Origin of the sequence: Paenibacillus pectinilyticus, assembly GCF_001700435.1 — a bacterium.
Classification (GTDB): domain Bacteria; phylum Bacillota; class Bacilli; order Paenibacillales; family NBRC-103111; genus Paenibacillus_E; species Paenibacillus_E pectinilyticus.
Genome location: NZ_LYPC01000022.1, coordinates 347,863 through 369,019 on the forward strand (window position 1 = coordinate 347,863; position 21,157 = coordinate 369,019).

16 protein-coding genes are annotated in these 21,157 nt (G+C 45.2%); 5 read left to right on the forward strand and 11 right to left on the reverse strand.

Going from position 1 to position 21,157, the window contains the following annotated elements:
- Positions 1 to 89: 89 nt before the first annotated feature.
- The 3 genes from A8709_RS17880 to A8709_RS17890 form a co-directional block, all read right to left on the reverse strand.
- Entirely contained in the window at positions 90 to 1,181 is a 1,092-nt protein-coding gene (locus A8709_RS17880) for a toxic anion resistance protein (protein ID WP_065853715.1), read from the reverse strand.
- A 14-nt stretch (positions 1,182 to 1,195) separates the two neighbouring features.
- Positions 1,196 to 1,858: a hypothetical protein gene (locus A8709_RS17885; RefSeq protein WP_065853716.1), complete on the reverse strand. Its 663-nt coding sequence runs from the start codon at positions 1,856 to 1,858 to the stop codon at positions 1,196 to 1,198.
- A 216-nt stretch (positions 1,859 to 2,074) separates the two neighbouring features.
- The gene (locus tag A8709_RS17890) at positions 2,075 to 3,244 is read right to left on the reverse strand and encodes an FAD-dependent oxidoreductase (RefSeq protein ID WP_065853717.1); all 1,170 of its coding nucleotides are present in this window, start codon (positions 3,242 to 3,244) and stop codon (positions 2,075 to 2,077) included.
- 366 nt (positions 3,245 to 3,610) lie between these two features.
- On the opposite strand from A8709_RS17890, the gene A8709_RS17895 reads away from it, so the two are divergent.
- The 3 genes from A8709_RS17895 to A8709_RS17905 all read left to right on the forward strand — a co-directional run bounded on the left by A8709_RS17895 (position 3,611) and on the right by A8709_RS17905 (position 6,491).
- Entirely contained in the window at positions 3,611 to 4,042 is a 432-nt protein-coding gene (locus A8709_RS17895) for a DUF1641 domain-containing protein (protein WP_065853718.1), read from the forward strand.
- 24 nt (positions 4,043 to 4,066) lie between these two features.
- The gene (locus A8709_RS17900) at positions 4,067 to 5,248 is read left to right on the forward strand and encodes an NAD(P)/FAD-dependent oxidoreductase (protein WP_065853719.1); all 1,182 of its coding nucleotides are present in this window, start codon (positions 4,067 to 4,069) and stop codon (positions 5,246 to 5,248) included.
- A 685-nt stretch (positions 5,249 to 5,933) separates the two neighbouring features.
- On the forward strand, positions 5,934 to 6,491 hold the full coding sequence (locus A8709_RS17905; protein WP_065853720.1) for an NADPH-dependent FMN reductase: 558 nt from the start codon (positions 5,934 to 5,936) through the stop codon (positions 6,489 to 6,491).
- A gap of 19 nt (positions 6,492 to 6,510) precedes the next feature.
- On the opposite strand, the gene A8709_RS17910 is transcribed toward A8709_RS17905, so the two are convergent.
- From A8709_RS17910 to A8709_RS17945, 8 genes are all read right to left on the reverse strand, one after another.
- On the reverse strand, positions 6,511 to 7,326 hold the full coding sequence (locus A8709_RS17910) for a hypothetical protein (protein WP_065853721.1): 816 nt from the start codon (positions 7,324 to 7,326) through the stop codon (positions 6,511 to 6,513).
- A gap of 71 nt (positions 7,327 to 7,397) precedes the next feature.
- Positions 7,398 to 8,468, reverse strand: a complete 1,071-nt coding sequence (locus A8709_RS17915; RefSeq protein ID WP_065853722.1) for a sensor histidine kinase — start codon at positions 8,466 to 8,468, stop codon at positions 7,398 to 7,400.
- Positions 8,465 to 9,184, reverse strand: a complete 720-nt coding sequence (locus tag A8709_RS17920; RefSeq protein WP_065853723.1) for a response regulator transcription factor — start codon at positions 9,182 to 9,184, stop codon at positions 8,465 to 8,467. The genes A8709_RS17915 and A8709_RS17920 overlap by 4 nt, the downstream gene beginning before the upstream one ends.
- Positions 9,185 to 9,313: 129 nt before the next feature.
- The gene (locus A8709_RS17925) at positions 9,314 to 10,306 is read right to left on the reverse strand and encodes an Ig-like domain-containing protein (protein ID WP_065853724.1); all 993 of its coding nucleotides are present in this window, start codon (positions 10,304 to 10,306) and stop codon (positions 9,314 to 9,316) included.
- Between the two features lie 21 nt (positions 10,307 to 10,327).
- Entirely contained in the window at positions 10,328 to 13,936 is a 3,609-nt protein-coding gene (locus tag A8709_RS17930; protein WP_141692577.1) for a glycosyl hydrolase 53 family protein, read from the reverse strand.
- A 204-nt stretch (positions 13,937 to 14,140) separates the two neighbouring features.
- Positions 14,141 to 15,706 carry an ABC transporter substrate-binding protein gene (locus tag A8709_RS17935; RefSeq protein WP_065853726.1) on the reverse strand — a complete coding sequence of 522 codons (1,566 nt, stop codon included), beginning with the start codon at positions 15,704 to 15,706 and terminating at the stop codon, positions 14,141 to 14,143.
- A gap of 66 nt (positions 15,707 to 15,772) precedes the next feature.
- Positions 15,773 to 16,672, reverse strand: coding sequence for a carbohydrate ABC transporter permease (locus tag A8709_RS17940; RefSeq protein WP_065853727.1), 900 nt, complete (start codon positions 16,670 to 16,672; stop codon positions 15,773 to 15,775).
- Positions 16,673 to 16,699: 27 nt separating this feature from the next.
- Positions 16,700 to 17,617, reverse strand: a complete 918-nt coding sequence (locus A8709_RS17945) for an ABC transporter permease (protein WP_065853728.1) — start codon at positions 17,615 to 17,617, stop codon at positions 16,700 to 16,702.
- A 186-nt stretch (positions 17,618 to 17,803) separates the two neighbouring features.
- Between A8709_RS17945 and A8709_RS17950 the strand changes: the two genes are divergently transcribed.
- Both A8709_RS17950 and A8709_RS17955 read left to right on the forward strand, forming a co-directional pair.
- Positions 17,804 to 19,378, forward strand: coding sequence for a response regulator (locus A8709_RS17950; RefSeq protein ID WP_065853729.1), 1,575 nt, complete (start codon positions 17,804 to 17,806; stop codon positions 19,376 to 19,378).
- On the forward strand, positions 19,375 to 21,156 hold the full coding sequence (locus A8709_RS17955) for a cache domain-containing sensor histidine kinase (RefSeq protein ID WP_065853730.1): 1,782 nt from the start codon (positions 19,375 to 19,377) through the stop codon (positions 21,154 to 21,156). The genes A8709_RS17950 and A8709_RS17955 overlap by 4 nt, the downstream gene beginning before the upstream one ends.
- Position 21,157: the final 1 nt, after the last annotated feature.

Consider the following 21,157-nt stretch of genomic DNA (forward strand, 5'->3'; position numbering starts at 1 on the left):
AAGGCAAGAACTTTTTTGTATGGTTATGCAATAAAAAAAGCCGCACAATGCGCGGCTCCAAACATAACTTCATGTTTCTATTTCATCCACTACTCCAACAATCCGCTCAACTCCGACGCTTTCAATTCCGCTGTCGTTTTCTCACCCGGCTTCAAGCCGAGTCGCTGCGTCATTTGTTGGCTGATCGTGCCTAGACGCTGCGTATGCTCCGTTGCGGATTGAATGATTGTCCGATTGGACTGTTCAAACAAATCTAAAGCAGCAAAAAGATCGGTCATCCCTCGCTCGATCGAATCCATTTGCAAGCCAGGCTTGCCAAGTAAATCATTCGTCCGCTGTGTTGTCTCTTTCAATAAACGTGAGTTATCTTCAAACATTTTATTCAGTGTAGAATTCGCCGAATTTACGGCATCAATGGTCTGTACTTGATCTTCAATTGCCATGGAGATCATAGCAGATACCGTCAGCAGATTCTGTGTTTTATCAATAGTGGCATCCACGGCATCAATGAGTTTGTCGTTGTTGTCGTTGATGATGTCCGTACCCGCAATCGCTTGCTGATAAAGGATAACCATCTCTTGGAAGGACTGAATGCGCGTTACGACTTTACGAAGTCCTCGCTCCAAATGTGTTTTACGATCTGCATTCTCCGGCTTGGCAATCTCCACTTCAAAAAGCTGCTTTAAGTTCTCCCCCATGGCGATGCGCATTTGAAGATTATACACGGATTCAATCGAATTTCGTTTCAATGTTTTCATATAAGCCATGTTTTCTTCCAGGGTTTCTTTCCCGTTTCGAAGAGATTGCACAATCGCATTCACATTCGTTTTCACAGACTGATACTTGTAAATATAGTTCTTCAGCGGCGTCTTTTTCATCATTTTTTCAAAAAAACCGAGCTGTTTACTCTTACTTAGCGAATCGATTTCGCCGCGCAGCTTCAGAATGTTATTCTGAACCTCGGAACGCTTACCCGACATCAATTCATTGACAGGACGCTCTAACATCGCTAGCGATTGTCCAGCTTGCTCCATCGTTTTGGAACCCATACGCCCGATAGAATCCATTAACGTTTCTAATTCCATGGTATCTGTCGTCGATACTTTCTGGAGAAGTTGTTTCGCTTCATCCTCGACTTTCTGCAAATCTGTAGGCTTCAATTGTACCAATTGGTTGGACATGGTCAGTTCCTCCTTTAGTCTGCGGAGCGGTAGCGTTGTTGGATAAGATCCATTCGAGTCTGTAATTCAATTAAATCCTTTTGCTCGATCGTCTCGACATAGGTCGTAAGTTTGGAGTTAATATCTTTAATCCCTGTAAGCAATAGACGACGATTTAATCGTTTCTGCTCCCCACTCAGTTTAAGAAATGGGTTAATTGCACCATTTAAATCCTTAAAAATTAATCGTTGTATGTTATGATTCATGTTTGCATCATTCAATTCTTTAAGCTGCGGAATCAATCGACCTACTCTTGAGAGTAAACTAAGCGTCTTCTCAACGATTTCATCGTCAATGGTGTTCTTTTGCCCCTCCGAAATCATCGACTCTTCAATCACATGGATATATTCAGAAATCGGCTCCCAGAATGGATCACTTTCAATTCGTTGTTCTGATGCATGACCTGAGCTTAAAGGAACCGTTGTACCATTTGCGAATGAGGGGTTAGAAGGCTCTGGTTGACTTGGCTTTTGAATGAGAACCGAGCTAGAGTTCCGACTAAGTACGACAATACTGCCTATCGAAAATAGGGTAGGTACTAATAAATTAATAGCGCCAGGTAGAATTTGCCCCGTTAAGAGACTCACGACATACCCCACAATGGATATGCCCGCCGCGACTTTATATTTCGATTGCAAGTTACACTCACATCCTTATGTTCAGCTTGTTTCCTATTTAAAATAATATAAGAGCTGACGAATGGTGTCAATTCATAGCGAACGTGGATGACAACTTCAAGAACAAACATATTCCAAGATGAAATACAAAAAAAACCGCGATTTCGGCGGTTTTTCACTTCTACTTGCCGGCTATGTCAGGAACTCTGACTACTAACCTCGTTTATTACTAATCCTTCAAACCGCTGGTTCTTCATGAAAGGAATTCATTAAATCCATGAATTTGGTTGCTGCGTTTTCGGAAAAGGTAAGTTCCAGGTTCGAATCCGATTGCTCTGCTGACAAGGACGAATACTCATACATTTTCGCCTCATAAGCTGTTACCGCTTCATTGAGGTCACCAGCTTGAATGATCGACCGTGCCAGCTCCGCGGCATCTAACATCGCCAAGTTCACGCCTTCTCCGGCAAAAGGAGACATCAGATGCGCCGCATCGCCGATCAGCGTTACGCCTGGTTTGTGTTCCCATTTGAGACCGACTGGCAGCATATAGATCCGTCTTGGAATCATGGCGCCATCCGCGGAACGGATATAATTCTTAAGCGATTCGTCCCAATCGGCAAATAGTTCTAGTAAATGAACTTTTGCTTGCTCAGGTTGGTCAAACGGAATACCGCAGGTATCTAACCAAGTTTGTTCTGCGCGAAATGCTAAATACACACAGATACGCCCGTCACCATTTAACTGACCAAGGATCCCTTTATGATCCCCAAGGGCAAACATTTTGCCACGGCTGTTCAGCTTTGCTAACTCGGGGTGATTGATGGCCGCATTTTCCAATGCTAGCTCGACAAAAGTCACGCCGGTATAAGAAGCTACTGAATCCGTGAGCAGCGGACGAATGCGGGAGAATGCCCCATCTGCCCCGACAACAAGATCAACAGTATCTACCTGTCCATTGTCAAAATGAAGCTCATGGCAGCCATTCTCGCGTGCTACAGCATGGTCTAGTTTGAATCCCCACTGGATTGTGGTCGGATTAAGGGCATTCAACAGCAGTTCGCGCAATGTGCTGCGATCAATTTCAGGGCGTCCGCCCTCTTTCATATCTGCTACTTCGTCCATATACATCTTGCCTGTCTTATCAAATAAACGGAAGTCCTCTCCCTCATACCTAGCCAGCTTCTGGAATTGTTCTAACAAACCAGCCTCAGCTAATGCGATTTGACCAGAGTCATGATGAATATCCAAGGACCCTCCTTGCTGGCGACTATCGCGGGAAGGCTCACGTTCATAAATCACTGTCTGTATGCCATGTCTTTGAAGAATAAGGGCAAGAGTAAGACCACCGGGACCTGCACCAATAATAGCAATACGTTTATTTGATTTACCTGATTGAGTACTCATTTTCATCAACACCTCGTCGTTAGTTTTTGATTAGCATGCCTTAGTTATACCATAACGAACAGTGTTCGTAAAGTACATTGTTCGTTTGAAATAACAGGAATATATTTACATCCCCTCTTGCATTTTCACCCAAATGAGCTCAATCTCCGCTATAAAGTCAATATTCTTCACGAATTTGAAATATTTTCATCATTAATTTTGTGTCGAAAAGGTGTAAACTATCAGAAGACGGTTTAAATACAATTGTGTCGAAAGTTGACGAACACCTTCTTATGTGAAAAGTGTTACAACCTATAGGTCCGACTTCATGTCCCCCTACACAATGTGAGTACCCGATTTTTTTCTAACGCAAAGGAGGATTTTCAAATGACACAGACATCTGCTACGCAAGAAATTGCAGTAACACTAGCTGCCGAACCCAAATCATCAGACGTGTTAGACCAATTACTGAAACCTGAGGTACAACAATCCCTGACTGTACTGGTAGACAACCTACCTAAATTGGTGGAAATGGTCACCGTCATGACAAAAGCTTTCGATTTCGTACAAGGCGTTGCAACTGACAAAGTGCTTATCAATGATTTTGCCCAAGGTATTGGCGAGTTCGTTAAGCCTGTTCAGGAAAAAGCCAAAGACATCGCATCCGCGGCTATCGAAGCTGGCGAGCGTTCACAGGCTGATGCAGCAACAACAATCGGTATCTTCGGCGTTTTGAAAATGATGAAAGACCCAGAAGTACAAAAAACGCTTCGTTTCGCTCAAGCTTTCTTGAACGTACTTGCAGAACGTAAAAACTAAACATAAGAAAGGATGAATACTACGATGGCGAAAAAAATATTAATTCTTGGCGGCGGTTATGGCGGTCTTCTCACAGCACTAACAGCTCGTAAACATTTAACAGCGGGTGAAGCTCAAATCACGATCATCAATCGCTACCCTACTCACCAAATTATTACCGAATTGCACCGCTTGGCTGGTGGCACGATCAAAGAGAAAGCCGTGGCACTTCCACTTCAAAAATTGCTTGGTGACAAACAAGTCAATGTTCTTGTCGATACCATCAAAGAAATTAAACCGAATGAAAAGCAAGTTTTGACAAGCAGCGGCGCGGTACATACGTACGACGCCCTTGTAGTTGCCCTAGGTAGTGAAACAAACTACTTTGGAATTCCAGGACTTGAAGCGAACAGCATGATTCTGAAATCAGCTGATGATGCGAATCGCATTCGTCAACACGTTGAAGCTCGTCTAGATGCTTACAAAGCTTCTGGCAACAAAGCTGATGCAACAATCGTTGTCGGCGGTGGCGGATTAACAGGCGTTGAGCTTGTTGGTGAATTTGCTGACAAATTGCCTGAAGTTTGCCGCAGCAAAGGGATTGATTTCGCAGATGTTTCTATCTACTGTGTAGAAGCTGGCCCAGCAATCCTGCCTATTTTCCCTAAAGTTCTGATTGACCGCGCAGTAACAAGCCTTGAGAAACGCGGTATTACTTTCTTGACAGGCGTTGCCATTACAGAAGCTACGAAAAACACCGTTTCTCTGAAAAGTGGACAAACCATCGAATCCAACACCATTATTTGGACGGGTGGCGTCAAAGGAAACAGTGTTGTCGGTAGCTGTGGAATCGCAGAAGATCGCGGCCGCGCTACGGTAACATCAACGCTGCAATCCACTTCCCATGCTGATGTTTACTTGGCTGGTGACTGCGCAGTTGTCTTCCCTGAAGGCAGCGAAAGACCATACCCTCCTACTGCTCAGCTTGCTTGGCAAATGGGTGAAACGGTTGGTTACAACTTGTCTGTTCAAATTAAAGGCGGCGTTATGGATAAATTTGTACCTGTGTTCTCCGGAACGCTTGGCAGCCTTGGCCGTAAAGATGGCGTAGGCACAATCGGTGGAAGCAACACGCAGCTGAAAGGCTTGCCTGCTACATTGATGAAAGAAGCGAGCAACATTCGCTACCTTTCTCACATTCATGGCCTTTTCGCATTAGCATACTAATAATAGATCGAGGAGCTGTCTCTTATGAGGCAGCTTTTTTTATTGTAGCGAGGAATGCCCGAGCAAGTGTGAGTGTTCATCCTGCTATTGCTTGCAGCTTTCGGGTGGCTTCGAGTCTACTTGCCTCTGTCGCTTGCTACGGCTTTCGGCTGATTCTGCTATAGTTCGATATTTCCGAACTAATTAGAGGATTCCTCTTCTGCAAACACATTTAGTTCGTTTCTGTCGAACTAAATGCTCCTTTTTCGAACCAAATTGTTGTTTAGGGCGTTTTAGTTGGGCATATCCGGATTAATCAAGTCATAGATACGAGTGAAGTGATAATAGTTCGATGTTTACGGACTATTGAGGTGGCGTGAGTATCAAAATGGTTCAAGACAGTGGGCGCGGCGGAGCTCTCGCCAACGTAGGGGAGCGTTAGGCTCGCCGGCGCGGGCGGAGCCATAGGCTCGGTTTCCGAGCTTTCGCCAGCGCGGGCGGAGCGTTTGGCGGATACCGAGCTTTTGCCAGCGCGAGCGTATCAAACAACAGCATTATTTACATAACTAATATTATGTAAACAAATACCCGCCAACCACCCTCCCCCACCTCGGATAATTTAGTTATAACCGTAAATTCAATTGCACTCCTCCCCAACCTCAGGTATGCTTCTCTCAAATAGAACATTTATATGGAGGTCATACCTATGCTCAAAATTGGAATTATACTAGGCAGTACCCGCCCTGGCCGTAGAGGCGAAGTTATCGCACAATGGATTCACGAAGTAGCGAGTAAACGTACGGATGCAGAATTCGAGATCGTCGATCTCGCGGATTTTAATTTACCGCTCTATGATGAGCCCAATCCCCCTATGCTGATGAAATACACCAAAGAGCATACGAAAGCCTGGTCGCAGGCGATTAATGCGTACGATGGCTATATTTTCGTGACGCCGGAATATAACCACGCAATTACTGGGGCGCTCAAGAACGCGATCGACTTCCTCTTCAACGAATGGAAAGATAAAGCCGCAGGTATCGTCAGCTATGGCGGTGGCGCAGGTGGAACTCGCGCGGCTGAGAATCTGCGGCTCATTTTGGGCGAATTACATGTGGCTGACGTACGCGCTCAGGTTACTCTTTCCCTCTTTACGGATTTTGAGAATTTCAGCGTGCTCAAACCAAGTCCACGCCAAGAGGCTGCAGCGAACACGATGTTTGATCAGGTGATTGCCTGGAGCGGCGCATTGAAAACATTGCGATAATCGCTATCCGGCCAAGTCATTACGGCACTTTTACTACAAAAGGAATCATAAAGACCTTATCATTTTGCTGAAATTGGCCCCATATCTTATACACACCGCTATGCGGGAATGTGGTCATGAAGGCAGCATCAGGCCCTTTCGCCTTTTCTTCGGTCGGGTGGACATGTAAGTAATTTTCGGCATCTTGGCTTAAAATGACGACATGTCCTACCGCCCCAAGGTAAGGCTGCAGGTCGGTTACCGGCTTCTTCGTAAGTGCATCCTTGATGTTGAAGTTCAACGTCAATTCCATATTCGCCATGAGATGATCGATGGAAAGTGTAACTTCTTTGCCTTCGACAACCTTTGTCAAAGAAGTATCGGGCTCAACTGGCTTTGGCGCTGGCCCATTACCTTGAATCGTAAACCACTGGCTCTTGTTCATCGCACTCATGCCAGTAGGTGTAAAATCAGCAATCACCTTAAATTCACCTGCAGTTGGAAATTGTGTCTTCACAACAAACTCCCCATTCCCCTTATACGCAGGATGAATGTGATTAAAGAAAGACAAATCTTTGCTTACCACGATCACGTGCATCATCTTTTCATGAACAGTATCCAACTTATCGATGGGTTTACCCTTGGAATCCTGAACTTGTATGGTAATCGTTGTATCCTGATTTGGTAACGGCTTCTCACTTGAAAGCTTAAACTGCGCTTGGACCTTTCCATTCTGCGTTGAATCAGACTCTTGTGTCATCTTGCTATGATCCATTTCCTTTGAATTGCTTTGCATATTGCCGCATCCCGTCAAGAAAGCGGCAACGAGTACGATCGTCAACATTCCTCTTTTCATGTTTGCCCTCCATAACTCATTTTTCTCAATTATAAAAGGTACTTATGTAGATCCTGTGTAGATCTCTCATCTTACAAAGGGAAATGTATATATACGGTTGTCCCTATGCCTAATTCACTCTCTATTCGAATCGTCCCTCCATGCGCTTCTACTAGTTTTTTGACAATGGTTAATCCAATGCCACTTCCCCCTGTTTTACGTTCTCTTGACTTATCTACGCGATAGAAACGTTCGAACACATAGGGAAGATCATCCCCGTGAATACCCCTCCCAGTATCCGAAACAACGACGACGACATGGGTTGTTTCTTCGTGTACGTCGATAGCAACCTTACCACCAGGAGGTGTGAATTTTAGCGCATTTGTCAAAAGATTAGCCAAGATTTGCCCTAATCGCTGTCTGTCCAGATTTGCTTTGATCCCACTCGAACCCCTAGATAAGAGATCAACACCCTTCTGCTCAAATGAAGCCATATGCGCTTCAACCTGATGTTGAATGAGCGAAGTAACGCTCTCATCTTGAAGGTTCAATTTGAAGTCGGGGGACTCCATTTCCGTCAACTGTTCCAAATCACCGACAAGATAACGCAGTCGTTCAACCTCCTCAAAGCATGAGGCTAAACGTGTAGGCGTGGGCTCCCAAACACCGTCAATCATAGCTTCTATATGACTTTTAAGTGTGGTAAGCGGTGTTCTTAATTCATGTGCCACATCAGCTGTCATTGTTTTGCGAAGATGCTCTTGTTGAACAAGCTGCGCCGCGAGATGATTAAGAGATCCACCTAGATCAGTCAGCTCATCATTGCCCCTTACCGCTGTTCTAACAGCGAGATCCCCGTTCGCCATTTGCTCTGCAATTTCCTTCATATGAATTAATGGCGCCGTTATCCGCTTCGCGACGAAAAGACTTAACACAACTGCGAGTAAAATCCCAATAATAGCTGAAATGAGTACAGATTGTATCAAAGCCTGCTCAAAATGCGTGCCGAACGTTGGCGCATTCATAGGCGCATCCATCGTTTGTTTTTGGTACATCGAGAAATGGTAATACGTCGCCCAGACAAACGCAATCGTCGAAATCAGCAAGACACCGGAGGCTACGCATATAAAAGCGATAGCGATACGAGCATATAAGCCTCTCATGACGATTCTCCTCCCGTAAATCGATACCCTACGGAGAACACCGTTACTATGTAGTGAGGTTTTTTCGGGTTGGTTTCAATTTTATGTCGCAGATTTTTGATATGTTGATCTATCGCGCGTGTATCACCTTCAAAATCAAACCCTAGTACTTTGTCGATCAACTCATCTCTCGTGAACGTTCTGTTCGGATGATGGGCCAGAATGAGCAGTAATTTATATTCAATCGGCGTCAGATTTACGAGATTTCCTTTTTTATATACTTCGTTTTTGAGTGGCCGAATCACGAGGTCGTCATGTTGAAACGAAATAGCCTCCGCCAACAGCGAATCATCTTGTGACCGTCGAAGAATGGCTTTCACTCGCGCGGTCAGTTCTCTTGGACTAAATGGCTTTACCACATAATCATCAGCCCCCTGCGTTAATCCTTGGACCCGATCGTCCTCAGACACTCTCGCAGTGAGCATGATAATGGGTATCGATGAGAACTGACGAATCGCTTTACACACCTCAACTCCGGATATGTCGGGCAGCATAAGATCCAAGATAAGAAGATCCACGCGACCACTGCGCACATAGTCCATAGCTTGGATTCCCGTCGCGGATTCTATCGTTTGAAATCCTTCCTTATTTAAGTAAGAGATCAGAACTTCACGGATTTTGTCCTCATCTTCCACGATTAAAATCGTTTTTACTTTTTGAGCAGCTATTCTTGTCATTGGGGTCATAGGGGCTCCTTTTTAACCAGTATACAGGTTGACAACACTTCATCTATTAAACCATGAAATCCTAAAAATGAAAAAAACTGAACCAGGTTGCCCCAATCCAGCTTTTCCGTCTTTTCTTGCCTAAGGTAATGGTTGTATCATTTGATTGGCCATAAGTTGGACATCGTTCAGATCGACGATGCCATCATTATTGAGATCCGCCTTTTGCGCTCTCTCCCAATTAACAGAACCCCTGCTAACATTAAAATCATAGTACGCTAATGCCAAATCTGCCACATTCACTACCCCATCGGCATTCAGATCGGCAGATTTCAGATTAACCGTAATGATAGCTGGTACCGTTGTATCTGACCCTTGGATGGTTCCTATTCGTTGGTACACACCTACGTGGTTATAATCCGAAGCCTGACTCGTTTCCCACTGAACAGGTACTTCAAGATACGATTGATCATCGTTATACACAGCACTCACCACACTTGGAAGTGCCGGCAAGGCGTTTAGCCATGAAGTAACATGGATAGGTTGAACCGTCATGGATACAGGAGCAGTTTCGACATCTCCGATTCGTACCAATGAAATATCATCGATGGATCCCCAATTGTTCGCCTTTCCATCCACTTCAAAACCTATCGTACAGCTGCCATTCGTGACCGTAAGGTTGATATGTGTGATTTGTGGTTGTTGCCAATTGTTGTAGCCTGTATTAATGAAATTCGCATGGACCGGCTCTCCTCCATCGCTAACCGCAAACAGCCTCGAACTCGTTTCCCCTCCCCCGCCTTGTGTATAGGCCTTGAGCATGTACCTACCATTTGCTAAGCCTTCAATACGTTGGGATACCTTAAAATGAAAATCGGAGCCAGACCAATAGGCCGCAGAATGTGAACCGCCAACCGTGTGATTATCTTGTGCTTTAATGGCAATCGCAGAAGCTTGTGCACCTTCGAACAACCATCGCGAAGCGTCACTTCCTTCGAAATCACCATCGACTACGTAATTGACAGGTACAGGCGTAATAACCTCATCCGCCCAGGCGGCGTTGCTTAAGTGCAGACTCCCTAATAGTAAAGAAGCTGCACATAGTCCAGTTAAAGCTGCTTTTTTCAAATGCACTGAAATCAACCTCCTGTATGATTAGAAATGAAGCAATCGATATAAAATGACCGCGGCCTCGGCTCTGGTTGTATGCGCTTTCGGAGCAAGTCCATAACCATTACCTTGAACGAGTCCTGCTTGGAGCAAAGCACTGATTGAAGCCTTGGCGTAAGCTGCAATATCCGACTGTTCTGCGAACGTATTCAAGTTGCTTGTCTCACCATTTCCGTTCAAACGATGAGAAAGCTGCAGCGCTCGTGCTGTGAGTACCATCAAATCTTCTCTAGAGATCGGTGCTTTCGGGTCAAAATGCTGCGCATCAACGCCCTCGGCTAGGCCGAGTGCTTTGGCAATGCCTACGGCTTCATCATAGTAATCAGAAGCTGCCACATCTTGAAAACGAGGCCCGGCATTCGCGGTTAAGCCTAGTGCTTTGACTAGCATGACGAGATAATCAGCACGGGAGACGTTCAACGCCGGACTGAATGAATCAGCCGAGGTACCTGTCGTTACCCCTTTGGAAGCGAGGGCTTCCACGGCTTGCTTTGCCCAGTCAAAGCCAATCAAATCCCCGAATGTCGTAGACACATACGCAACTGCATAGGTGCTGAAATGCGTTGTAGTAAACACAACACTATGCGTAGCTGCATCATATTTGGCATTGGGGACAGCTACCGCTTGACCGTTTTCATCTATATACCAAATCACAATATGATCTGGATTTTGCAACTCGTCCGCGGTTGGTTGATAAGGAATGCTTATGGTTACAGGTGAAGCTGCGTTATGCCACGGAATCACTTCATTGCCTGCTTTCAACTTCAAATCAAGAACAGGCTTGCTTCCAATTTTAGCTTGTAGCGCAGCTGGAATTTGCGATAGATCTACGTTTCCAATCGTAAGACTGATGGGTTCAGAGCCGTCCCCTACTGCTGGACTAAGCATATTTGCGGGTAAGGTGACCGTTCCTTGCGGTGTTACGACTTCAACCTGTTGATGATCCCCTGTCAAAGCTTCTCTCGGAAGCTGCTGTTCATACGAAGTTGCTCCCTCAACCTTAGAAAGAATCAAAGATAATTTCTTTGTTCCGTTAGCATCTGGTTTCGCCGTATCCATCATCTTCTTCCAAATGTCAGAAGTAACCGCCGCAACAGCAGTCTTACCGTTCGTTAAAATGGGTGTTTGTTGTAGGCTAGCTTTTCCATCTGAGTTCAATTCGATAGAAGCCTCTGGCTTGTTCGTAATCGATCCCGTACCCGTACTTGGTGTACTTGTGTCTTCCGTGTACAATGAAACGGTTGCTGATCCTAAAGCAGCAGGCGTTAGCACGCCACCCGCTGGTGCTGTCCCCCATTGTGCGGAGGCAACGCTTATGATTCCCTCTGTCTGACTCGTCGATGACTTTGCACGCAAGGTAAGCGTAACGGAGTTCGTATTTAAGGACTTTCCTCCTTGATGCCCCAGGATGAGTCTAACCGCACCAGCCGTATGTGAGTCTGTGGTCAATACTTGTACCGTTGGCGAAGCGCTCTGCGCCGATACAAATTCAAAAGCATTTGAATCATAATGGATGACAAGGTCTTCTGCATAAATCGTATCGACTAAACCTCCGTTCCCCACGTTTGCGTTGAATGTGGAGCCTCTGCTGACACGGCTAGGCGCTGTAAGTGTTTCAGCGGAGCGATCCGTGTAAAACTCGAAATCATCGATATTCCCCCAATTCCCTGCGTTTCCGTCAGCTTTGACACCAATCGTTGCTGTGCCGTTAGGCGCTTCGCCTTCTACAGCCGTATTATTCGAAACCTCAATATTCATAAGAATCGGGTGCTGCCAGACCAGCCAACCTGCATTCACAATGTCCTCAGAAACTTCTTCCCCGCCATAATCTTTGGCAAAAAGCTTCATGCTGCTTTCACCGCCGCCACCATGGGACCAAGCCTTCAATGTATACGAGCCATTCGCTAAACCAGTAATGGTTTGTGTCGCTGAGAATGGCATGGCTTGTGGTAAAGAATAATGCAGCGCATAGGTACTGCCATGTGCATTTGCACTGTCCGCAACGACTTTCACAACGCTGCTATCCCCCGTGATGGTCCAATTCGCATTGTCACCACTCTCAAACCCAGGATTACTCACCAAATTCGTAGATCCTTGCACAGTTATCGTACCTGCGGCTCGTAACGGAATACCTGTCACTGTGCCTTGAAGCTGAATGGTTCCCGGATGCTGTAATGCTTCTGGAGCAACTGCATCCCATGTTACTGGCAGATCACGTACCGAATCATCCGTAAATTCAACCTGTACTTTACTTGGAAGCAGCAAAGTACCACCAACCGTCACATTAATCTGCTCAGGATGAATGATTGTTGCTTTTGCAACAAAAGGAGCCCCGCCTTGAGCAGCCGACACACGATTGAAGACATCTAACGAAGGCAGTGCATGTCCGGTAAAGTCAAACATCGCTTGATTTTCCCAACCGTTGCCCTCCCCTTCCTTCGAGCTCCACTCAGCTCCTTTCACCGGAATCCAATCCGGCTCCCAATAGAACACACCTAATCCCTTGCCATTCGGAACTTGCGAAACAGCGTTCATGACATCATGAACTTCCTGCGCTTGGCCTTGTACGGTTGCTTTATAGCCACCTAATTGTTCTTGTCCTGGTCCAAAATTGTTCGAGAAATTGTCCCCATCATTCAGCGTATAGGCATAGGCATTCTCAGCAACGAGGACCTCTTTGCCATACCGCTGGGAGATGTCGATCATATTCTGCTTAAGATCCGCTAGCGGTCCATGCCAATAAGGATAATAGGAAAAGCCGATCACATCATAATCCACCTGACGCGACGTCAGTTGGTCAAAATCTCGGCGAAACAGCTCATTGTTTCCACCATCGGCAAGATGGATCATTATTTTCGTCCGCAGCAGCGGATTGGCATTATTCGGATCGTTATCGCGTACCGCTTGTACGCCTTTTTTAATTAAATTCGCCCAACCCTCATAGCCACCACTGCCCGTCGTTTGTCCATCTGGCCATACCATCCCTGTGTTTGTCTCGTTCCCGATCTGCACCATTTCTGGCATGGCTCCTACATCAGTTAAGCCTTGGATCACATCAGAGGTATAGTCATATAACGCTTGCCCAAGCTGAGTCGTGTTAAGCCCTACCCAAGCTGCAGGCTTCGTTTGCTTCGAGGGATCAGCCCAGAAATCACTATAGTGGAAATCAAGCAGCACTTTAAGTCCAAGATCATGTGCTCTCTTGGCAATTTCGATCGTTCTTGCCTTATCGTTATTCCCTCCGCCTAATCCGATGTTATTAGCATCCACAGGATTGTTCCATACGCGAAGTCTGACCCAATTCACGCCATGATCCTTTAGAATTTGGAGCGCATCCTTCTCCATGTTCCCGTCGTAAAATTTGCCCCCGCTGACTTCGATCTGTTTCAACATCGACACATCAGCGCCCTTAATAAAATCGGAAGCCAATCCTGGGATCGGGTTGATGTGAATATCGTCGGTTGTCGTTGACACCGTTGCTGATACCGCTGAAACGACCGGTAATGTCGCTGGTAATATACCAGTGGTCAATATCCCTGCCATGGCAATGGCTAAGCTTTGTCTCCCCATTTGAGCCTGTTTCTTTTTTCTCATTGTCTCCATTCATTCCTCTCTCACTACGTTTTGTAAACGCTTCCCGAATCGTTCATCTCCATCTTACCAACATGAAATCCAGAGAATAACCCGCAAAAATATCGATTACCTGTTCAATTTATAGATGGAAATATTGCAGTTCCATCAACCTTTCTCAAACAACAAAAAACCGCCTCCTGCAAGCAGGAAGCGGTCCCTTACAATTTATTTTTTAGAAATAATCGGATCTGCTTGGCTTTGCATTTCCGCCACGATTTTATCAATTCCTGCTTGTTTCAACTTGTCTTTGAATGTTTGCAAACCATGTGCAGCATCGCTTGGTTCAACTAATCCATAGAATAATGGTTTACCATACGTATCCATCACATTGCTAACTGCAGCAACTTCGTTCTTCACTTTCGTATCATCGAAAGTAAATGTCTCAAGCGGGTGATTCACAGTTACATTTTTCTTCCAGTCTTCTGTGAATTTCGTTGTTTCAGTCGCTACAGTAGAATCTAGACGCTCATGCAAGGAGTTCCAGCCCCATGGATCTGTACCGGATGGCGGGAAATCGGCTGATGCAGGCAGCGGTTTGAATTGATCTGTGCCAACTGGCTCATAATGCTTACCTTTGATCCCATAGTTCGTCAAATCGTGAATTTCTGGATCATAGCGAAGAAGATCAATGGCCATCAGAGCGCGCTCAGCGTTCTTGGAACCAGCGTGAATGGACATTCCGTTGTTAATGAACGGATTGGACAGACGTTTCTTATCAGCACTTAGATCGTACAGCTCTACTTTCCAATCTGGATGCGTCGTTTGCATTTCGGATTTCGTACGCAGGAGTGTACCCAGGTTCCACTCAACAGATGCTAATTTACCATCTTTGAAAGCTTGTGTTTTATCTACTTTGTTGGCAATCGCGTCACGTGACCAAGCGCCAACTTTTTGTGTATCGAACATTTTCTTAGCAAACGTTGCGAATTCTGGTGTATCGACATAGCTGAATAGTTTACCTGATGCTTCTGTTACTTTGTAAACGATAGGTAATTGAGGTACTACGAAGTTCCACTCGTTCGGTTGTACCAATTCAACGGCATTAAATTCACTTACACCAATGCTTGGTTTGAAATCTTTTTCTTTTTCAGCGATCGTTTTAAGATAATTCACGTAGTCATCATACGTTTTCAACTCAGGCAGGTTGTACTTCTGGCGAAGATCGCCACGAATACCAATCATATGATAGCTGTATTCAAAATTGTTTTGCGGAATCATATAAATGTTGCCATTGATTTTCGCTTGTTCCCAAGCAACTTTCGGCTCTTCAGCCCATGTTTTTGGCGCGAATTTCTTAATCATATCCTCAGTCAAAGGCATGAAACCGTTCTTCGTAGCTTGTTGTGCATAGTAAGACCAAGTTGCAGAGAAAACAAGATCGAAATCTTCATTAGCAGCAAACATCAACGGATACTTCTGTTGGTACTCGCCCCAATCTAAGAAGCTAACGTCTAGCGTCGCATTAATTTTTTGCTTCATTAATTTATTAACTTCCCCATAAACCTCGTCAAAACCTTTCGGTTTAGAACCTAACAACACCGTTTTGAGCTTCACTTCTTTGCTTGTATCAATGCCTGTGCTCGGCGTTGCCGTAGCGGAAGCGCTTGCTTTTGGTACTACAGAAGCACTTGGAGAAGGTGTTGCCTCTTTGGAGCTGCAAGCCGATAATACCGTACCCATGACAAATAATGATGCCAGACTGATTGTGGCTATTTTCTTCGAGTGTGCCATTTTATTCTCCCCTTACTACATGATTGATAAATCAGATATGATAACCGGGAATTGGAATTCCCGGGGTTATCCTTTTACAGCTCCAACCGTTAAGCCTTGCACAAAATATCGCTGAACAAACGGATACAGGAAAATGATAGGTCCTGTGACAAGGATGGCGAGGGCCATCTTCAAGCTTTCACCAGGCAGGTCTGTCACCTGCATGCCAGTAATCGCCATAACTTTGCGAATGCCTTCGAGATTACCTAACATTTTATATAATAAATATTGCAGGGTGTACAGTTTCTCATTCTGTACAAACAGCAACGAGTTAAACCAATCGTTCCAATAATTCAAAGCGGTGAACAATCCAATTGTCGCAAGACCTGGCTTGGCCAGTGGTATAATCAACCGGATGAAGATCGTGAAATCCCCTGCGCCATCAATTTTGGCAGACTCGGTAATCGCGTCCGGGATGCTCCGTAAGAATGTTCGTAGAATAATAATATAGAACACATTCAGTAAAGGCGGGACAAGCAGCGACCAGAAGGTATTCTTCATGTGTAAATAGTTAACCATTAAGATATACCAGGGAACAAGTCCACCGTTAAACAGGGTTGTGAAGTAGAAGAAGAAGGAAAATCCACTTTTCCATTCAAAATCCTGCCGCTGCAGCACGTAGGCTGCCATTGCCGAGATGAACAAGCCGACTACAGTCCCTGTTACGGTTAACGTAATCGTTAGCAGATAGGAGCTGACGAATTGCTCCGGATGCTTGAGGGCAAAAGTGTACGCGTCCCACGAAAACTCCTTGGGCCATAATCGGAACCCATCACTTGTAATCGAAGATTCACTTGTTAATGAACCGCTGATAATCAGTAAGAACGGGATTAAGCAAGCCAAACATATCACTGCTATAAAGACATAGCCAATCGTATCGAGCAGGCGTTGATCGATTTGACTCTTTTTCACACTCGTTGTACTCATAAGATCACCTCGCAAATTGCTGTAAGTTTAGAATAAGGCATTATCTTTATCGGATTTACGTACTAAGAAGTTCGTCAGCATAATGGTTACAAAACATAGAATCGATTGGTAGAATCCAATTGCGGATGACATCCCGATTTCATTATTGACCAAGAGTGAACGATACACGTACGTGTCGATGACATCTGTTGTTTCATACAGCAGACCGTTGTTCCCCACCAGCTGGTAAAAGAGTCCGAAGTCTCCGCGGAAAATACCTCCGATCGCTAACAGGACGAGAATCGTAATCGTTGGCCGCAGTGACGGCAGTGTGATGTAGCGAATGCGTTGGAACACGTTAGCTCCGTCGATTTCAGCAGCCTCATATGTCTCACGATCAATGCTTAGAATGGATGCCATATAGAAGACTGCCCCATACCCTACCGCTTTCCAAGCTGAGAAGAACACGAGAATGTATTTCCAATAGGTGGTTGTTGTATAAATATCTAATTCTGGGATGTGCAAGGCTCGCAGCAGCGTATTCACTGTACCATGTTCGTAGTTAAACAAATTGTAAGCAACTGCACCAACTACAACCCATGATAAGAAGTAGGGTAAAAACATAATCGTCTGCGCTGTTTTGCGGAACAGTTTGGAACCGATCTCCGCCATGAAGATGGCCACGATAATTTGTAAGCCGTTATTGATGAGAATGAATGCTGCATTATACAGTAAGGTGTTCCGTGTAACTCGGAAGGCATCCCCTGTCATGAAGAAGAATTTGAAATTATCGAATCCTACCCAAGGTGAACCTAATATGCCTAAATCGTAACGATACTGCTTGAACGCAAGCACGATGCCTGCCATCGGTACATAGCTGAAAAGTAAAAAGTATAACACCGCTGGCGCAATCATGAATAACAGTGTTTTCTTGGATCTTAACCGATACAGGAGTCCTGTTCTCATTTCTATCCTTTCCCCCATCCGCTTCTAGTTGTCTCTCTCCTGTATATAAATTAACAGGTTCGAAGAGGCCTGATAACCCGACAAAATATCGATTGCCTGTAAGTTTTGCAGATAGCCCCTCTAGCTAGTGGTATTGCATGAAAATATGAGATAATCTATAGCTACATCTAAGGGGGGGTGCCTGCCATGAAACTTCTATTTATAGAAGATGAGAAATTCACACGAGAAGGCGTACTCAAATCCGTCAGTTGGGACCGTCTAGGCATTACTGAGCTCCGGGAAGCCGTAGATGGTCTAGACGCAGTTGCCATCGCAGAGCAGTTCAAGCCGGACATCGTACTCACCGATATCCGCATGCCGCGGATGGATGGCATTGAGCTTGCCTTTCACCTTCGTCGCAAGTATCCGCAATGTAAGATCGTTTTTATGAGCGGCTATGCCGATAAAGAATACTTGAAAGCCGCAATTACTTTGAAAGCGGTTAGTTATGTAGAGAAACCGATTGACGTTGAAGAATTGGAAGAAGCTTTACAGGGGGCAATTGACATTGTCCTAGAAGAGCAACGACATGTGGCCAATGATACGGTAGCCAAAGAAAACAAGAGCTATATGAAGCAAGAAGCCGCCTTGCAGTTAATTCGCGGGGGTTATGATGAGGATATGCTCCGCAATCGTCTGGTTGCCGCAGATTTTACAGCCGTTATGCAAGCGCCTGCAGCTACAGCCATCATTAAACTCATTTCCCCGGTGCCTCAGAAAGAGACGCTAGGGAAAATCTTGAACGAAGCGATTCATTCTAGTGAACAGCCTTATCTCTATGCTTGGAAAGATGATCACCACGCGATTGTTCACTTCTTTTCCGAGGCCCGCGACGGATTGGAGAACAGTCAGGTTCAACATCTCTGTTATGAACTTGCCTCAGTTTTGAAGCGGGAGCACACGTTATTCTCCATCGCTGCAGGCAAAATCGTTCCTAATGCTTATAAATTACAAGACTCCTATACCATCGCGGTGCTTCGACTTCAGGAGGCATTCTTCCATAAGCCCTGCTCACTGATTCTCCAAGACAACTATGGGAGCGACGCGCAATCTCAGCATTATTTGGCGCAGCCTGAACACATGATTCGTATCGGGGTATCGCTTGCGGAAGAAAACTTCACGGATGTGGAGAAGATGATTTCGAAGGTAACGTCCGACATTCGCCTGCATCCAGGCACGTTAATCGTGAGTGTTAAGGAGCTTTACTATCGATTCATCCTTGAAATGGATAAGTTCGCGCAAGGTCGGAACATCACCCTCTTTGATACCTCGGAGGAAAATGATGTAGCATGGAAATTAATTTTGGAATGTCATTATTTAGATGAGATTGAGCGCGTAACCTTGCTTAAATTGGAGGAATTAAAGAGGTCTGTGAAAGAGCGTTCCAGCGGTGGCATGTCCTCCACAAGCTCTCGAATCATGCGCTTTATTCACCTTCATTTTGCGGACGATGATTTATCGGTACAGGATGTGAGCGATCATATGCAAATGACGGCTTCTCATCTCATTTCCATTTTCAAGGAAGCAACAGGGAAAACCATTAAGCAATACGTCACCGAATACCGGATGGAAAAAGCGAAGGATTTGCTGCGCAATAACCGGCTGAAAGTGCTCGATGTGGCTTCGCAAGTCGGGTTTAAGGACGGGGAGCATTTCGCCAAAATTTTCCGCAAATCTACCGGCATGACCCCCTCTGAGTATCGGGAGCGTTGTCAATTATGATCTTCTCATTTATTCAAATGCTGCGCAAATGGCTGTACAACACCAAGCTGCGACACAAAATCATGTACACCTACTTGATGCTAATCATGCTGCCACTAGGTTTCTATCAGTTCATTGCTTCCGAGAAAATGTCCGATATTATTATCAATCATGTTACTTATTCAGCCAAACAAGGCTTCGACCAGACGTATTCCTTTCTCAATTATCGTGTACAGCGAATCGCCGAAACGACGAATATTCTGGTTTCCAACACCACGATTTCCGACTTGCTGATGGATAAAAATGTAACCAGCGATATCAACCGTGAACTCCAAGAATATAAGAATCTCAAAATACTGCTACGCTCTATGCAGGATAGCTTGGATATTTCGCGCGTTATTCTCTATGTACCGAGTGCCTTTATTTTTTCAAATGAGACCGAGAATTTCTTACCTCTTGGTGAAACCAAGGACAGTCCCTGCTTCAATCGCTTAGATGAATCGCATGCCAAATATTTGTGGTGCTCCGCGCCAGAGCTAGGCAAGAATGCCTCTCATGATGACACTTCTCTCTACGTGGTTCGAAGTATTCTGGATCCGAACAACTACGCTAATCCAATCGGTCAATTACGCGTGGATGTGCAGGCGGAAACGATTCGTACCATGCTGCGCAAAGCCAATGTAGTCCGCAATAGCACGACCTATCTGGTTGATCAAAATCATGAAGTCGTCCTAGCTTCGGATCCAGTAGCCTTGAATACTGTGGACTTACCTGAGGCAGCAGATGATGCGGTTTCTACCACATGGCAAACGAAAAATAATTACTACTTATACCAGAAATTACCATCTAACTGGGGCATGGTTACGGTTATCCCCCTCCACGAGGTTGTCGAACAAAGTCATCAATTACGGAACGATTTACTATTTATATTGCTCATCGTAACGGTTATCGCTTACTTGTTAGCGTACCTCTTCTCGTTTTCTGTCACTCGTCGCGTCACCCAATTGACGAGTCGTCTACGGGACGTGCAGAACGGCAATCTCATTGCCCTCGCCCAAACACAGGGCCGTGATGAAATTGGCGAGCTTATTCAAACTTATAACTACATGATTGAGCAGATTAGCTCGATGAATAAGGAGCACTATCGACTCGGTCAAGAGGTCAAGAATGCGGAACTCAAGGCGCTGCAATCGCAGATTAATCCTCATTTTCTCTATAATACGTTGGATCTCATTAACTGGATGGCGGACAGCGGCTTGAACACCGACATCAAGAAAGTCGTCAAAGCATTGGCTCGTTTCTACAAAGTCAGCCTCAGCAGCGGTAAAGATGTGATCACCCTGCGTGAAGAGCTGCAGCATGTCTCCTTCTACGTGCAAATTCAGAATATTCGTTTTGAAAATAAGATTGATTTTCAGATTGACGTGCCAGAAGAACTTCTCGCTCATCCGATCCCAAAAATCACTCTCCAACCCTTAGTAGAGAATGCGATTCTCCACGGTATCTTAGGACGAACCCAGCGTGAAGGCAGCATCTTCATTCGTGCGTATCTTGAGGAGGATATGGTTCATTTGATCATTAAAGATGACGGTGTAGGCATGAGCCAATCACTTATCGAGGATATGATGGCGGGCATTAGCCGAAGTCGCCTAGGTGGCAGCAGTTTCGGTGTCAAAAACGTAGGCGAACGCATTCGCCATTATTTCGGAGAGCCTGCGAAGCTTATGTACCGGAGTGTTGTGGGTGTGGGGACGGAAGTTGAGATTACGTTTCCGTTGACGGAGGAAGATGAGCTTTGAG

Bases quoted from the DNA above. Each gene is read 5' to 3' on its own strand.
- A8709_RS17880 (WP_065853715.1), bottom strand. From the start codon at position 1,181: ATGTCCAACCAATTGGTACAATTGAAGCCTACAGATTTGCAGAAAGTC.
- A8709_RS17890 (WP_065853717.1), bottom strand. From the start codon at position 3,244: ATGAGTACTCAATCAGGTAAATCAAATAAACGTATTGCTATTATTGGT.
- A8709_RS17895 (WP_065853718.1), top strand. From the start codon at position 3,611: ATGACACAGACATCTGCTACGCAAGAAATTGCAGTAACACTAGCTGCC.
- A8709_RS17900 (WP_065853719.1), top strand. From the start codon at position 4,067: ATGGCGAAAAAAATATTAATTCTTGGCGGCGGTTATGGCGGTCTTCTC.
- A8709_RS17905 (WP_065853720.1), top strand. From the start codon at position 5,934: ATGCTCAAAATTGGAATTATACTAGGCAGTACCCGCCCTGGCCGTAGA.
- A8709_RS17910 (WP_065853721.1), bottom strand. From the start codon at position 7,326: ATGAAAAGAGGAATGTTGACGATCGTACTCGTTGCCGCTTTCTTGACG.
- A8709_RS17915 (WP_065853722.1), bottom strand. From the start codon at position 8,468: ATGAGAGGCTTATATGCTCGTATCGCTATCGCTTTTATATGCGTAGCC.
- A8709_RS17920 (WP_065853723.1), bottom strand. From the start codon at position 9,184: ATGACAAGAATAGCTGCTCAAAAAGTAAAAACGATTTTAATCGTGGAA.
- A8709_RS17930 (WP_141692577.1), bottom strand. From the start codon at position 13,936: ATGAGAAAAAAGAAACAGGCTCAAATGGGGAGACAAAGCTTAGCCATT.
- A8709_RS17935 (WP_065853726.1), bottom strand. From the start codon at position 15,706: ATGGCACACTCGAAGAAAATAGCCACAATCAGTCTGGCATCATTATTT.
- A8709_RS17940 (WP_065853727.1), bottom strand. From the start codon at position 16,672: ATGAGTACAACGAGTGTGAAAAAGAGTCAAATCGATCAACGCCTGCTC.
- A8709_RS17945 (WP_065853728.1), bottom strand. From the start codon at position 17,617: ATGAGAACAGGACTCCTGTATCGGTTAAGATCCAAGAAAACACTGTTA.
- A8709_RS17950 (WP_065853729.1), top strand. From the start codon at position 17,804: ATGAAACTTCTATTTATAGAAGATGAGAAATTCACACGAGAAGGCGTA.
- A8709_RS17955 (WP_065853730.1), top strand. From the start codon at position 19,375: ATGATCTTCTCATTTATTCAAATGCTGCGCAAATGGCTGTACAACACC.